Raw genomic sequence first — 13853 nt, 5'->3', positions numbered from 1 at the left:
CCGGGGGGGGGGGGCCCGGCCGCCCCGGACCGGTGTGCTGTTGTGCCGGTGCCGGCCCGCTAGCTGTTCAGTCCCGGGTACAGCGGGTGCTTGTCGGCCAGGGCCTTGACCCGGGCCTTCAGCGCCTCGGCGTCGTAGGACGGCTTCAGCGCCTCGGCGATCACGTCCGCGACCTCGGCGAAGTCCTCGGCCGTGAAGCCACGGGTGGCCAGCGCCGGGGTGCCGATGCGCAGACCGGAGGTCACCATCGGCGGGCGCGGGTCGTTCGGGACGGCGTTGCGGTTGACCGTGATGCCGACCTCGTGAAGGCGGTCCTCGGCCTGCTGGCCGTCCAGCTCCGAGTCCCGCAGGTCGACCAGGACCAGATGGACGTCGGTGCCGCCGGTCAGCACGGAGACGCCCGCCTCCCTGGCGTCGTCCCGCACCAGGCGCTCGGCCAGGATGCGTGCGCCCTCCAGCGTACGACGCTGCCGCTCGGCGAAGTCCTCGCTCGCCGCCACCTTGAAGGCGACCGCCTTCGCGGCGACCACATGCTCCAGCGGGCCACCCTGCTGACCGGGGAAGACCGCAGAGTTGATCTTCTTGGCCAGATCGGCCGTGCTGAGGATCACACCGCCGCGCGGGCCGCCCAGGGTCTTGTGGGTGGTCGTGGTCACGACATGCGCGTGCGGGACCGGGTTCGGGTGCAGACCCGCCGCGACCAGCCCCGCGAAGTGCGCCATGTCGACCATCAGGTACGCGCCGACCTCGTCCGCGATCCGGCGGAACGCGGCGAAGTCCAGCTGCCGGGGGTACGCCGACCAGCCGGCCACGATCAGCTTCGGCTTGTTCTCCTTGGCCAGCCGCTCCACCTCGGCCATGTCGACCAGGCCGTCGTCGCCGACGTGGTAGGCGACGACGTTGTACAGCTTGCCGGAGAAGTTGATCTTCATGCCGTGAGTCAGGTGCCCGCCGTGGGCGAGGTTCAGACCCATGATCGTGTCGCCGGGCTTGAGCAGCGCGAACATCGAGGCCGCGTTGGCCTGGGCACCGGAGTGCGGCTGCACGTTGGCGTGCTCGGCGCCGAACAGCTCCTTGATCCGGTCGATGGCGATCTGCTCGACCACGTCGACGTGCTCGCAGCCGCCGTAGTAGCGCCGGCCCGGGTAGCCCTCGGCGTACTTGTTGGTGAGGACCGAACCCTGCGCCTCCATCACCGCGACCGGCGCGAAGTTCTCGGAGGCGATCATCTCCAGGGTGGACTGCTGGCGGTGCAGCTCGGCGTCGACGGCGGCGGCGACATCGGGGTCGAGCTCGTGCAGGGGGGTGTTCAGAACAGACATCGGCAGGGCTCCTCAGCCGGCGGAGAAGGCGGTGTACTCGTCGGCGGAGAGCAGGTCGCCCGGCTCCTCCGTCACGCGGACCTTGAACAGCCAGCCGCCCTCGAAGGGCGCGGAGTTCACCAGCGACGGGTCGCTGACGACGTCCTCGTTGACCTCGGTGATCTCGCCGGAGACGGGGGAGTACAGGTCGGAGACGGACTTGGTCGACTCCAGCTCACCGCAGGTCTCGCCCGCGGACACGGTGTCGCCGACCTCGGGGAGCTGGACGAAGACGACGTCACCGAGCGCGTTGGCCGCGTGCTCCGTGATGCCGACCGTCGACACGCCGTCCTCGGCGGTCGACAGCCACTCGTGCTCCTTGCTGTAGCGCAGCTGCTGGGGGTTGCTCATGGCCTGAATTCTCCTGTACGCGGGGAAGTGGTGATGAATCGGGGACAGCTGGAACCGCTGGTGGGCAGCGCGGAGACGCGACTGCCACCGGGAGGACCGGGTCCGGTCTCTACTCTCTACTTCTGGCGCTTGTAGAACGGCAGCGCCACGACCTCGTACGGCTCGTGGGTGCCCCGGATGTCCACGCCCACCCCGGGCGTGCCCGGCGCCGCGTGCGCCGCGTCGACGTACGCCATCGCGATCGGCCTGCCCAGTGTCGGCGACGGGGCACCGGAGGTGACCTCGCCGATCACCTCGCCGCCGGCCACCACCGGGTACCCGGCGCGCGGCACGCGGCGGCCCTCGGCGACCAGCCCGACCAGCACCCGGGGCGGGTTCTGCTCGGCCCGGGAGGCGGCCTCGGTGAGCGCCGCGCGCCCCACGAAGTCGCCCTCCTTCTCGAACTTCACCACCCGGCCCAGCCCGGCGTCGAACGGCGTCAGCCCGGTGGTCAGCTCGTGCCCGTAGAGCGGCATGCCCGCCTCCAGACGCAGCGTGTCCCGGCAGGACAGCCCGCAGGGGGTGAGCCCGGCGCTCTCCCCGGCCCCGGTCAGCGCCTGCCACAGCTCCACCGCGTGCTCCGGCTTCACGAACAGCTCGAAGCCGTCCTCGCCGGTGTAGCCGGTCCGGGCGATCAGCGCGGGCACGCCCGCCACGGTGCCGGGCAGGCCCGCGTAGTACCTCAGACCGTCCAGGTCGGCGTCGGTGAGGCTCTTGACGATCGCCGGGGACTCGGGGCCCTGCACGGCCAGCAGCGCGTAGGCGTCCCGGTCGTCGCGCACCTCGACGTCGAAGCCCGCGGCGCGCTCGGTCAGCGCGTCCAGCACCACCTGGGCGTTGGAGGCGTTGGCGACCACCATGTACTCGGCGTCGGCCAGCCGGTAGACGATCAGGTCGTCCAGGATGCCGCCGTCCGCCCGGCAGATCATGGTGTAGCGGGCCCGGCCCGGCTTCACCCCGCCGATGTTGCCGACCAGCGCATGGTCCAGCAGCGCGGCGGCCTGCGGGCCGGTGACGGTGATCTCGCCCATGTGCGAGAGGTCGAAGAGGCCGGCCCGGGTGCGTACGGCGGTGTGCTCGTCGCGCTCGGAGCCGTAGCGCAGGGGCATGTCCCAGCCGGCGAAGTCGGTCATCGTCGCGCCGAGCGAGCGATGCACGGCATCGAGCGCGGTACGGCGGAGTTCGGTACTGCTCATCGGTCGGTCGTCTCCCAGGGCAATGACAGCGAGGTCGTTCCTCCCCATCTGTCATCGGAACCTGAGAGGTTCGCCCTGACCACCTGAGCACGGCGGGCAGGGCTTGCACCTTGGGTGGGGCCGCCGGACGAGGGCGGCCCGCTTTTCAGATGTGCCTCGCCCGCGCGGTAACGGGGCCTGAGAGATTCAAGGGAGGGACTTGCTCCTTCGGCGCCCCAGCCGAGGGCTGGGAACTCTCCCGCGCGGGTTCGAACGGCCGGTATGCAGTTGGCGCGCACATCATTGCACGCATCGCCGCGTCATGGCAGGGCGCAATCTGTAACCGGGCTGTGGCAGTACGCACACGAAATCACAAGGCACCGCCTATTGCCTTCTCTTTAGACTCGACGGGGACGGGAACTCGTGAACCGCCCCAGGGGAGGACGATCACGGTGAACAGGACCACGGCGTACGCCACCACCTCGGGCCTCGCGCTGCCCGAGCAGCCCGCCGCCCCGGCCCGGGAGGCGTGTGCCGCACAGCCCGCACCCGTCGTCCGCGATCTGCGGGACCGGGCCGGCCGCAGCCCCCGCGCGCTGCTCTTCGGGCCGCGCGACCTCGTCGTCGTCACCGGTCTGCCCGGCAGCGGCAAGTCGACGCTGATGGAGCGCACGGTGCCCGGGGTGCGCATCGACTCCCAGGACACCCGCGACCGGTGGGACCGCCGCATGCCGCGCTTCCTGCCCTACGCGGTCTACCGGCCCCTGGTCCGGCTCGCCCACTACGCCGGGCTGTACCGCGCGCTGCGCTCTGAGGCCGGCGTCGTGGTGCACGACTGCGGCACCCAGGCCTGGGTGCGGGCCTGGCTGGCCCGCGAGGCCCGGCGCCGCGGCACCGCGCTGCACCTGCTGCTGCTCGACGTCAGCGCCGACGCCGCCCTCGCCGGGCAGCGCCGGCGCGGCCGGGGAGTCTCCCGCTACGCGTTCCGCCGCCACCGCGCGGCCACCGCCCGGCTGCTGCGCGCCGCCGCCGGGGGCACCCTGCCGGCCGGCTGCGCCTCGGCCGTCCTCCTCGACCGGTCGGCCGCGGACACCCTGCGCCGCATCGGCTTCACCGGCTGAACACCGGAAGGCGGCGCGCGGGCCCGCACGCGCTAGCCTTTCAGCCACACCAGCGGTTCGAGCAGGCGGTAGGCACAGATGGACTTCCCAGCGGGCTCCGCGGCGGACTTCTCCGGGGACCTCCCGGCCCGGCCGCACCCTCATCCGCACGGCGGTTGGCCGGGCAACGAGCTGGAGGAGGTGCTGTCCGCCTCCCTCGGGGTGCCGTCCGCGGGCGGCCGGATACTCGAGGTGCTGGGCCGCAGCTTCGTCTGGGTCCCGCTGCCGGCCGGCGGCGGCCCGCAGAGCGGGCCCCTGGACCTGCCCACGCTGGAGATCGAGGGCCAGGCCTATGTGCCGGTGTTCAGCTCCGAGGAGCAGTTCCGCCAGGTCGCCGGTGCGCACATGGCGTACACCGTCGCCCCCGCCGTGGAGTTCGCCCGCGGCCTGCCCCCGCAGGTCGGCGTCATGGTCAACCCCGAGGGCGTGGTGGGGATACCGCTGCCCCCGCCCGCCGTCGCAGAGCTGTGCCGGACCGGCCGCACCCCGCTGGACGGGCCCGCCGGCGGCGGCCGGGTCACGCTGTCCGAACCCGACTGGCAGGACGACCCGGTGGACTTCCTCGCCGCGGCCTCCGCAGAGTTCGACGCCGTCGGCGTGGTGCGCACCGCCCGCCGCTGCCTCGCCGCGATCGAGACCGCCGACCCGGTGCTGTTCGTCGGCGTGGAGCTGTCCCACTGGGAGGACGACGCCCGTGCCCTGCCCCTGCAGGCCCTCGGCCGCGCCCTCACCACGGCCCCGCCCCCGTGGCCGGTCAACCTGGTCCTCCTGGAGGCCGCGCAGGACCCGGTCTGCGAATGGATGACGGGCCGGGTACGCCCTTTCTACGAGCGGGACCTGTAGATCGCCCCGGACGAGCACGACGAACCCGCATCCGCGCACGGGTGAGTGGACCCGAGTTCGAAGGCGCCGCCTGTCCGCGGAGCCGCATAAGCTGGTTTCATAACCGGCGAACTTCCAGAAGGGGCGATACACGTGAGCGCCAGCGGCACCGCGGCCGGGCAGGTCGAGCACATGCTGCGCCAGGTGACGCCCGGGCGTTACGACGCCTACGAGGCGCTGCTGCGCGCCCTCGCGACCCCCGCGTCCGGCCAGGTCTGGATGCTGCTGTGGCACGGCCAGGCCGGCTCACCGGACGCCCAGTACGGGACCATGGACGTCGACGGTTTCCGCTACGCCCCCTGCGTCACCTCGGCCCAGGAGCTCTCGGCCAGCGGCTGGAACCGCTCGTACGAAGTGGTCGACGGCCTGGAAGTGGCCCGCGCCCTGTACCCCGACCGGTACGGCCTGTGGCTCAACCCGCACGCCCCGGGCGGCGGCGTCGGCATCCCGTGGCTCGATCTGCGCCGGATCGCCGCCGGACTTGACCGCCAGCCCGCAGGACCCCTGCGGCTGTCCGAGCCGGCCATCGAGATCCCCCAGTTCTACGCCCTGCTCACGCAGAACGCCCACCGCACCCCGGCCGTCCGCGCCCTGCGCCGCGCCTGGGTGCAGCCGACCCTGGGGGCGCCGTATCTCGCCATCGGACTGGATGTGTACGACGCCTCCCCGCCGGCCGTCGACGCCGTGCGCGCGATGATGCACCAGTCGATCGGCGCGGTCCCGGACGGGCTGCCGGTGTCGACGGTGGCGATGTCCGACCCGCTCGACCCGGTCGCCATGTGGCTGCGCGCCCACAGCCGTCCGTTCTACGACCGCGAGGCCCACGGCGCCGGCCCGGCAGGCGGCGGATACGGATATCCGCCGGTGCCCGGCCGGCAGTCCGGCGCCGCCGCGCCCCACGCCCACTGATCCGACCGTTTCTCGGCACCCTGACCTGACCTGCGAACTCTCGTATTTCTCAGGCAGGTTAACCGCGCAATTCCCTGATGTACCGGAAGCGTCCGATTTTTCGACTGTTCAGATCTCAGCTAGGTATCACCGCTATCCGGACTGTTCTCCGGCGCCGGTCCCGTCTGTAGTGTTCAGGCGGTCAACAGTGCATTCCCTTCTGCGGAACCCGGAGTGGCCTCCCTATGCGCATACTCAGAGCCCGCGCCGCCAGGGCGATCACGGCCGCGTTGGCGGTCGGTCTGATCGCCACCGGCTGTGCCAGTGAGCGAGACACGGAAGACGGCAACGGCGCCAAGAACACGTTCGTGTTCGGCGCCCCGGGAGACCCCAGCTCGCTGGACCCGGCCCTTGCCAGCGACGGCGAGACCTTCCGGGTCACCCGCCAGGCATTCGAGGCCCTGCTGGAGCACGAGCCCGGCGGCAGCGAACTGGTCGGCGGCCTGGCCGAGAGCTGGGAGAGCAACGACGCGGGCACGGTGTGGACCTTCAACCTCCGCAAGGGCGTGAAGTTCCACGACGGCGAGGCCTTCAACGCCGCGGCCGTGTGCGCCAACTACGACCACTGGTTCAACTGGACGGGCACCTACCAGTCCAGCGCGGTCTCCTACTACTGGCAGACCATCATGGGCGGCTTCGCGAAGAACGAGGACCCCGAGACCCCCGAGGCGAACTACAAGTCCTGCACCGCCAAGGACGAGAACACCGCCGTCATCGAGGTCAAGAAGCCCTCCGCCAACCTGCCCGGCGGCTTCTCCCTCAACGCGCTGGCCATCCACTCGCCGAAGGCCATCGAGGCGTACGAGAAGCAGGAGGCGTCCGCCAAGGGCGACGCCATCACGTACCCCAAGTACAGCCAGGAGGCCGGCACGGTCGCCGGTACCGGCCCGTACAAGATCGCCAAGTGGAACAAGGGCAACAAGGAAGTCACCCTCGAGCGTTTCGAGGACTACTGGGGCGACAAGGCCAAGGTGAAGAGCCTGGTCATCCGCACCATCGACACCGAGGAAGCGCGCCGCCAGGCGCTGCAGGCCGGTGACATCGACGGCTACGACCTGGTCGCGCCCGCCGACGTCAAGACCCTGGAGGGCGAAGGCTTCCAGGTCCCGACCCGCGGAGTCTTCAACATCTTCTACCTCGGCATGACCCAGGAGAAGAACCCGGCGCTGCAGAAGAAGGAAGTGCGCCAGGCGATCGCGCACGCCATCGACCGCGAGAACCTGGTGAAGACGCAGCTGCCCGAGGGCGGCAAGGTGGCCACGCAGTTCATGCCGGACACCATCGACGGCTACTCGGACAAGGTCACGACCTACGCCTACGACACGGCGAAGGCCAAGCAGCTGCTGAGCGACGCCGGAGAGAGCGGCCTGGAGGTCGAGTTCTGCTACCCGACCGAGGTCACCCGCCCGTACATGCCCGCACCGCAGGACCTCTTCGAGCTGATGAAGGCCGACCTGGAGAAGGCCGGCATCAAGGTCACCCCGAAGCCCATGAAGTGGGCCCCGGACTACCTGGACGCCACCGAGTCCGGCGGCTGCGCCCTGCACATGCTGGGCTGGACCGGTGACTTCAACGACGGCTACAACTTCATCGGCACCTGGTTCGCCGAGTACGACAAGCAGTGGGGCTTCAAGAACGAGGAGCTCTTCGACGCGGTGACGGCCGGTTCCAAGGAGGCCGACCCCGCGCAGCGCGTGGCGGCCTACGAGCGGGCCAACGAGGCCATCATGGAGTTCCTGCCGGGCGTCCCGATCTCCTCCTCCCCGCCGGCCATCGCGTTCGGCAAGAACGTCAACCCGCCGAAGGTCTCCCCGCTCACCCAGGAGAACTTCGCGGAAGTCTCCTTCAAGTAGGCGGCTTCACGTAGGCGATGCCTCTGTCATGTAGGCGAGACACACATGGCACACGGGTCCGTCCGGCTGCTGCACTCGGCGGCCGGGCGGACCCGTTCCTGAAGGCACACACGTAGGAACTCGTAAGAAAGGGGCATGCGGGGTGCTGCGTCTCGTCGTACGAAGACTGCTCCAACTCATTCCCACCCTGCTCGGCCTGTCGGTTCTGCTCTTCATCTGGCTCAACCGGCTGCCCGGCGGACCCGCCTCAGCGATCCTGGGGGAGAAGGCCACCGAGGCCGAAGTGGCACGCATCAACCGTGCGCTGGGGCTCGATCAGCCCCTCTACATCCAGTACTGGCGCTTCCTGAAGCGCATCGGCGAACTGGACCTGGGCACCTCCGTGCAGACCGGGCAGCCGGTCTGGGACGAGTTCACCCTGCGCTTCCCGGCCACCGTCGAGCTCTCCCTGACCGCGATGCTCATCGCCATCGCCATCGGTGTCCCGCTCGGCTACTTCGCCGCCCGCAAGCGCGGCGGCTGGCTGGACGTCACCGCGGTCTCCGGTTCGCTCTTCGGGATCTGTGTCCCGGTCTTCTTCCTCGGGCTCATCCTCAAGGACGTCTTCGCCGTCGGCCTGGGCCTGTTCCCCACCTACGGCCGCCAGGACTCCGGGATCAACGCCACCGACGTGACGGGCTTCGCCGTTCTGGACGGCATCCTCACCGGGGAGTTCGACGCGTCCCTCGACGCGCTGCACCATCTCGTCCTCCCCGCGATCACGCTCGCCTCCATCCCGCTCGCCGTCATCGTGCGCATGACCAGGGCCAGCGTCCTGGAGGTGCTGGGCGAGGACTACGTCCGCACCGCCGAGTCCAAGGGGCTGCGCCGCAGCGTCGTGCGCGGCCGGCACATCCTGCGCAACGCCATGCTCCCCGTCGTCACCGCGGTCGGCCTGCTCACCGGCGCTCTGCTGTCCGGGGCCGTGCTGACCGAGTCGGTGTTCTCCTTCGGCGGCATCGGCTCCTTCATCCGGACCGCGATCGACGGCCGCGACTACCCGGTGCTCGTCGGCTTCATCATGTTCATCGCGATCACGTACGTCCTGATCAACCTGCTGGTGGACGTGGCGTACAGCCTCATCGACCCGAGAGTGCGGGTACACTGACGTGAGCACCACCAAGACCGAGAAGATCCAGCGCCTCGCGGAGCTCACCGCACACAACGAGTCCACGACCGGCGCCAGCCTCTGGCGGGAGGCCTTCCGCCGGCTGAAGTCCAGCAAGATGGCGATCATCGGAGCCGGCATCGTCGCCGCCTTCGTGGTGCTCGCCGTCATCGGCCCCTGGGTCGCCCCGTACACGCCCACCGCGCAGACCTGGCGCGGCGAGGTCCTGGTCAACCAGGGCCAGTTCGTCGGACCGCGCGGCGGGAACTGGTTCGGACTCGACCACCTCGGCCGGGACATGTTCTCCCGGATGCTGGTCGGCGCCCGGCAGACGCTCCTCGTCGGTGTCGTGGCCACCGTCATCGGACTCACCGTGGGCTTCCTCATCGGCGGCCTCTCGGGTGCCGCCGCAACGCTGGGCGGTGAGGCCGGCAAGCGCCTCGACTCCGTCGTCATGCGGTTCGTCGACATGATGCTGGCGCTGCCGTCGCTGCTGCTCGCCGTGTCGGTCGCCGCCGTCATGGGCCAGTCCCTGACCACCGTGATGATCGCCGTCGGTGTGGTGCAGGTGCCGATCTTCGCGCGGCTGCTGCGCGGTTCGATGCTCGCCCAGGGCGGCACCGACTACGTCCTGGCCGCCCGCGCCCTCGGCGTCCGCAGAAAGCGCATCGTCGTCACCCAGATCCTGCCCAACTCGCTCAGCCCGGTGATCGTCCAGGCGACCCTCTCCCTGGCCACCGCGATCATCGAGGCGGCCGCCCTGTCCTACCTCGGCCTCGGCAACCCCGACCCGTCGGTCCCCGAGTGGGGCGTCATGCTGGCCCAGGCACAGCGCTTCTTCGACAACGCGCCGATGATGGCGGTCTATCCGGCCGTCGGCATCATCATCACCGCCCTCGGCTTCACCCTGCTCGGCGAGGCCATGCGGGAAGCCCTCGACCCGAAGCTGCGAGGCTGAACCATGCCACTTCTCACAGTCGACGAACTGACCGTCACCTTCGGCGGACAGGGCCGCAAGGAGTCCCGCGCGGTCGACGGGGTCTCGTTCTCGGTCGACCAGGGCCAGGTCGTGGGGCTGGTCGGCGAATCCGGCTGCGGCAAGTCCGTCACCTCCCTGGCGCTGATGGGACTGCTGCCGAGCAAGGGCGTCCGGGTCGGCGGGCGCGCCGACTTCGACGGCTCCGACCTGCTCACCATGGGCCGCAGCGCGCTGCGCGACCTGCGGGGCAGCCGGATCGCCATGATCTTCCAGGACCCGCTGTCCTCACTGAACCCGGTCGTCCCCATCGGCGTCCAGGTCACCGAGATCCTCGAACGCCACCGCAGACTCAAGGGCGAGGCCGCCCGCAAGGAGGCCGCGCATCTGCTGGACCGGGTCGGCATCCCCGACCCCACCCGGCGGCTCAAGGAGTACCCGCACCAGATGTCCGGTGGCATGCGCCAGCGCGCGCTGATCGCCATGGCCGTGGCCTGCGCGCCCTCCCTGCTCATCGCGGACGAACCGACCACGGCCCTCGATGTCACCATCCAGGCGCAGATCCTGGAGCTGCTCAGGGAGCTGGTGGACGAGGAGGGCACCGCGCTGCTGATGATCACCCACGACCTGGGTGTCGTCGCCGGACTCTGCGACCAGGTCAATGTCCTGTACGCGGGCAAGGTCGTCGAGTCCGCCGACCGCAGGGCGCTGTTCGACGACCCGACCCACCCGTACGCGCACGGACTGCTGGGCTCCATCCCACGCCTGGACGCACCGCGCGGCGAACCGCTCACCCCGGTGCGCGGCTCGATCAACGACCGCATCGCCTGGGCGGACGGCTGCGCCTTCGCCCCGCGCTGCGACCGCTACGAGCTGGACTGCCTCGGCGGCACGCCAGAGCTCACCGAACCTCGCACGGCCGGTCACCAGGTGCGTTGCGTCAACCCCGTAGCCGTAGCCGCCCGGGCCGAGGAGGTCCCCGCATGAGCCTGCTCGAACTGGACGGAGTCAAAGTCCACTTCCCGGTGAAGAAGGGCATCCTCTTCGACCGCACGGTCGGCCATGTGCACGCGGTCGACGGTGTCTCCCTCAAGGTCGAGGCTGGCCAGACCTACGGCCTGGTCGGCGAGTCCGGCTGCGGCAAGACCACCCTCGGCCGGGCCGTGCTGCGCCTGGTGGACATCACCGAGGGTGAGGTCGTCCTCGACGGCACGGACCTGGCGAAGCTGCCCGTGGAGGAGATGCGCCGCTTCCGGCGGCGCCTGCAGATGGTCTTCCAGGACCCGCTGGGCTCCCTCAACCCCCGCCAGAACATCGAGTCGATCCTCACCGAGGGCATGCTCGCCCACGACATCGGCGCCACCCAGGAGGAGCGCCGGGAGAAGATCAAGAAGATCCTGGCCCGGGTCGGGCTGCCCGGCAACGCCCTGTCGCGCTACCCGCACGAGTTCTCCGGCGGCCAGCGCCAGCGCATCGGCATCGCCCGCGCGCTGGTGCTGGAACCCGACGTGATCATCTGTGACGAGCCGGTCTCGGCGCTGGACGTGTCCATCCAGGCACAGGTGATCAACCTGCTGGAGGAGCTCCAGGAGGAACTGGGCCTGACCTATGTGGTGATCGCCCACGACCTCGCCGTGGTCCGGCACATCTCCGACGTGATCGGCGTGATGTACCTGGGCGCGCTGGTGGAGGAGGCGCCGAGCGACGCGCTGTACGCCGAGCCCCGGCACCCCTACACCAGGGCGCTGATGTCGGCGGTGCCGGTGCCCGACCCGGAGGTCGAGGACCAGCGGGAGCGGATCCTGCTCGCCGGCGACCTGCCGTCGCCGGCGAACCCGCCCACCGGGTGCCGCTTCCACACCCGCTGCCCGTGGGTGCAGGACACGCTGTGCGCGACCGACCGGCCCGCGCTCGCCGACATCGGCGGCGGTCACCGGGTGGCCTGTCACTACGCCGCCGAGATAGCCGACGGGACGCTGCAGCGCACCTCGGGCGCGGTGGTGCCGGCGGTGCCGGAGCAGTCGACGGGCGTCGAGAAGAGCGAGCGGCCGGAGAAGGCGCCCGAGAACGCGGAGAAGACGGAGAAGGTCCCCGATAATTCCGAGAAGTCTGAGAAGTCCGGGACGGCCGAGAAGCCCGAGAAGGCCGAGAAGCCCGAGAAGGCTCTCTAGCCGTGCGTCCGTGAGGGTGGCCCGCGCCTCAGGGTGAACCGGAGGCGCGGGCCCACCGGCAGGTGAGAATGTCGGGGTGCTCCAGCAACTGTTCACCGAGTCCGTCCAGCACACGCTCGACCTGGTCGGCATCTTCGTCTTCGCGATCTCCGGCGCGCTGCTGGCCGTCCGCAAGAACTTCGACGTGTTCGGCATCGCCGTCCTCGCCGAGGCCACCGCCCTCGGCGGCGGGCTCTTCCGCGACCTGGTGATCGGCGCCGTACCGCCCGCGGCCTTCACGGACCTGGGGTACTTCATCACGCCGCTGCTCGCCGCGCTCCTGGTGATCTTCCTGCATCCGCAGGTGGAGCGGATCCAGACCGGGGTGAACGTCTTCGACGCGGCCGGCCTCGGCCTGTTCTGCGTCGCCGGGACCACCAAGGCGTACGAGTACGGGCTCGGCCTGACCGCGTCGGCCTGCCTGGGCCTGGTGACCGCGGTGGGCGGTGGCGTGGTCCGGGACGTGCTGGCCAACGAGGTGCCGTCGCTGCTGCGCTGGGACCGCGATCTGTACGCCGTCCCGGCGATCGTGGGCGCCGCCCTGGTCGCCCTGTGCATCGGCTACGAGGTGCTCAACCCCTTCACCAGCGCCCTCGCCGCGGCGACCGCGTTCGCGCTGCGGCTGCTCGCGCTGCGGTTCCGCTGGCGGGCGCCCCGGGCGTGGAACCGGCGCTCGACAGTCGTGGAGGGGGAGTGAGCACGCTCCGGTGTACTCGGTCACCTCTAAAAGCTACCGCTTAGTAGTTTGTTGTTGTACTGTTCAGTCATGCCAGAAGCAGCCTCCGCCCCGGCCGTGCGGGCCACGATCGGCGACAGCGAGTTCGACCGTGACACCGCCCCGACCCGGCGCGCGCCCGGCGTCTACGACATCGACCTGTCGGCCGGCTGGACCATCATCAGCGCCGTCAACGGCGGCTATCTGCTGGCCGTCCTGGGCCGTGCCCTGGCGGACGCGCTCCCGCACTCCGACCCGTTCACCATCTCGGCGCACTACCTGACGGCTTCCCAGCCGGGCCCCGCCGTCGTCCGCACCGAGCAGGTCCGTACCGGCCGCACCCTCTCCACCGGCCAGGCCTCCCTCTTCCAGTACGACGAGCAGGGTGCCGAGGTCGAGCGGATCCGCGTCCTCGCCTCCTACGGCGACCTGGACGCCCTCCCGGACGACGTCCGCACCACCGCGAAGCCCCCCGCCATCCCGCCGGTCGAGCAGTGCTTCGGCCCCGAGGACGGGCCCGCCCCGGTCCCCGGCAGCTCCGCTATCACCGACCGGCTGTGGCTGAAGCTGGACCCGGCCACGCTCGGCTGGGCGCTCGGGCAGCCGTCGGGCAGGGGGGAGATGCGGGCCTGGTTCGGGCTCGCCGACGGCCGTGACGCCGACCCGTTCTCGCTGCTGCTGGCGGTGGACGCGCTGCCGCCGACCGCCTTCGAGCTCGGCCTGACGGGCTGGGTGCCGACGGTCGAGCTGACCGCGCATGTGCGCTGCCGCCCGGCGCCCGGGCCGCTGCGGGTGTCGATCGCCACCCGGAACCTGGCCGGCGGCTTCCTGGAGGAGGACGCCGAGATCTGGGACAGCGCCGACCGGCTGGTGGCCCAGTCGCGACAGCTGGCCCGCGTGCGGCTGGCCTGACTGTCCGTCCGGGAACCCGGGGCTCCGCTCCCACAGCCGCCGGGCCGCCGTACCGGACCCGCCGGTTCCCGTCCGCCGTACGGCCGCGCGCCCGGTGGTCGTCCGGCCGGGCGGCTTCCGCCGT

13 protein-coding genes and 2 riboswitches are annotated in these 13853 nt (G+C 70.8%); of the genes, 10 read left to right on the top strand and 3 right to left on the bottom strand.

Going from position 1 to position 13853, the window contains the following annotated elements:
- Nucleotides 1–59: 59 nt before the first annotated feature.
- The 3 genes from glyA to gcvT all read right to left on the bottom strand — a co-directional run bounded on the left by glyA (nt 60) and on the right by gcvT (nt 2947).
- Nucleotides 60–1322, bottom strand: coding sequence for a serine hydroxymethyltransferase (gene glyA, locus V5O46_RS16040; protein WP_332885274.1), 1263 nt, complete (start codon nt 1320–1322; stop codon nt 60–62).
- Nucleotides 1323–1334: 12 nt separating this feature from the next.
- On the bottom strand, nt 1335–1712 hold the full coding sequence (gcvH, locus tag V5O46_RS16035) for a glycine cleavage system protein GcvH (RefSeq protein WP_332885273.1): 378 nt from the start codon (nt 1710–1712) through the stop codon (nt 1335–1337).
- Between the two features lie 116 nt (nt 1713–1828).
- A complete protein-coding gene (gene gcvT / locus V5O46_RS16030) occupies nt 1829–2947 on the bottom strand; it encodes a glycine cleavage system aminomethyltransferase GcvT (protein WP_332885272.1) in 1119 nt (372 codons plus the stop codon).
- A 38-nt stretch (nt 2948–2985) separates the two neighbouring features.
- A riboswitch (glycine riboswitch) is annotated at nt 2986–3102 on the bottom strand.
- A riboswitch (glycine riboswitch) is annotated at nt 3103–3198 on the bottom strand.
- 180 nt (nt 3199–3378) lie between these two features.
- Between gcvT and V5O46_RS16025 the strand changes: the two genes are divergently transcribed.
- The 10 genes from V5O46_RS16025 to V5O46_RS15980 all read left to right on the top strand — a co-directional run bounded on the left by V5O46_RS16025 (nt 3379) and on the right by V5O46_RS15980 (nt 13729).
- Complete coding sequence (locus V5O46_RS16025; RefSeq protein WP_332885271.1) at nt 3379–4047, top strand: AAA family ATPase; 669 nt, start codon at nt 3379–3381, stop codon at nt 4045–4047.
- A 78-nt stretch (nt 4048–4125) separates the two neighbouring features.
- The gene (locus V5O46_RS16020; RefSeq protein ID WP_332885270.1) at nt 4126–4929 is read left to right on the top strand and encodes an enhanced serine sensitivity protein SseB; all 804 of its coding nucleotides are present in this window, start codon (nt 4126–4128) and stop codon (nt 4927–4929) included.
- A 132-nt stretch (nt 4930–5061) separates the two neighbouring features.
- Nucleotides 5062–5877, top strand: a complete 816-nt coding sequence (locus V5O46_RS16015; protein WP_332885269.1) for an enhanced serine sensitivity protein SseB C-terminal domain-containing protein — start codon at nt 5062–5064, stop codon at nt 5875–5877.
- Between the two features lie 224 nt (nt 5878–6101).
- Complete coding sequence (locus tag V5O46_RS16010; RefSeq protein WP_332885268.1) at nt 6102–7769, top strand: ABC transporter substrate-binding protein; 1668 nt, start codon at nt 6102–6104, stop codon at nt 7767–7769.
- 142 nt (nt 7770–7911) lie between these two features.
- Nucleotides 7912–8916: an ABC transporter permease gene (locus tag V5O46_RS16005; RefSeq protein WP_332885267.1), complete on the top strand. Its 1005-nt coding sequence runs from the start codon at nt 7912–7914 to the stop codon at nt 8914–8916.
- Nucleotide 8917: 1 nt separating this feature from the next.
- Nucleotides 8918–9874, top strand: a complete 957-nt coding sequence (locus V5O46_RS16000; protein WP_332885266.1) for an ABC transporter permease — start codon at nt 8918–8920, stop codon at nt 9872–9874.
- A gap of 3 nt (nt 9875–9877) precedes the next feature.
- Nucleotides 9878–10879 (top strand): ABC transporter ATP-binding protein, encoded by a 1002-nt coding sequence (locus V5O46_RS15995; protein ID WP_332885265.1) that lies wholly within the window; start codon nt 9878–9880, stop codon nt 10877–10879.
- Complete coding sequence (locus V5O46_RS15990) at nt 10876–12063, top strand: ABC transporter ATP-binding protein (RefSeq protein WP_332885264.1); 1188 nt, start codon at nt 10876–10878, stop codon at nt 12061–12063. The genes V5O46_RS15995 and V5O46_RS15990 overlap by 4 nt, the downstream gene beginning before the upstream one ends.
- Before the next feature lie 76 nt (nt 12064–12139).
- Nucleotides 12140–12799, top strand: a complete 660-nt coding sequence (locus V5O46_RS15985) for a trimeric intracellular cation channel family protein (protein ID WP_332885263.1) — start codon at nt 12140–12142, stop codon at nt 12797–12799.
- A gap of 69 nt (nt 12800–12868) precedes the next feature.
- Nucleotides 12869–13729, top strand: coding sequence for a thioesterase family protein (locus tag V5O46_RS15980; protein ID WP_332885262.1), 861 nt, complete (start codon nt 12869–12871; stop codon nt 13727–13729).
- Nucleotides 13730–13853: the final 124 nt, after the last annotated feature.

The organism is Streptomyces poriticola, from assembly GCF_036689765.1.
Lineage (GTDB): Bacteria > Actinomycetota > Actinomycetes > Streptomycetales > Streptomycetaceae > Streptomyces > Streptomyces poriticola.
The sequence above is the reverse complement of the archived record's forward strand: the minus strand, read 5'-3'. Positions and strand labels throughout refer to the sequence as shown.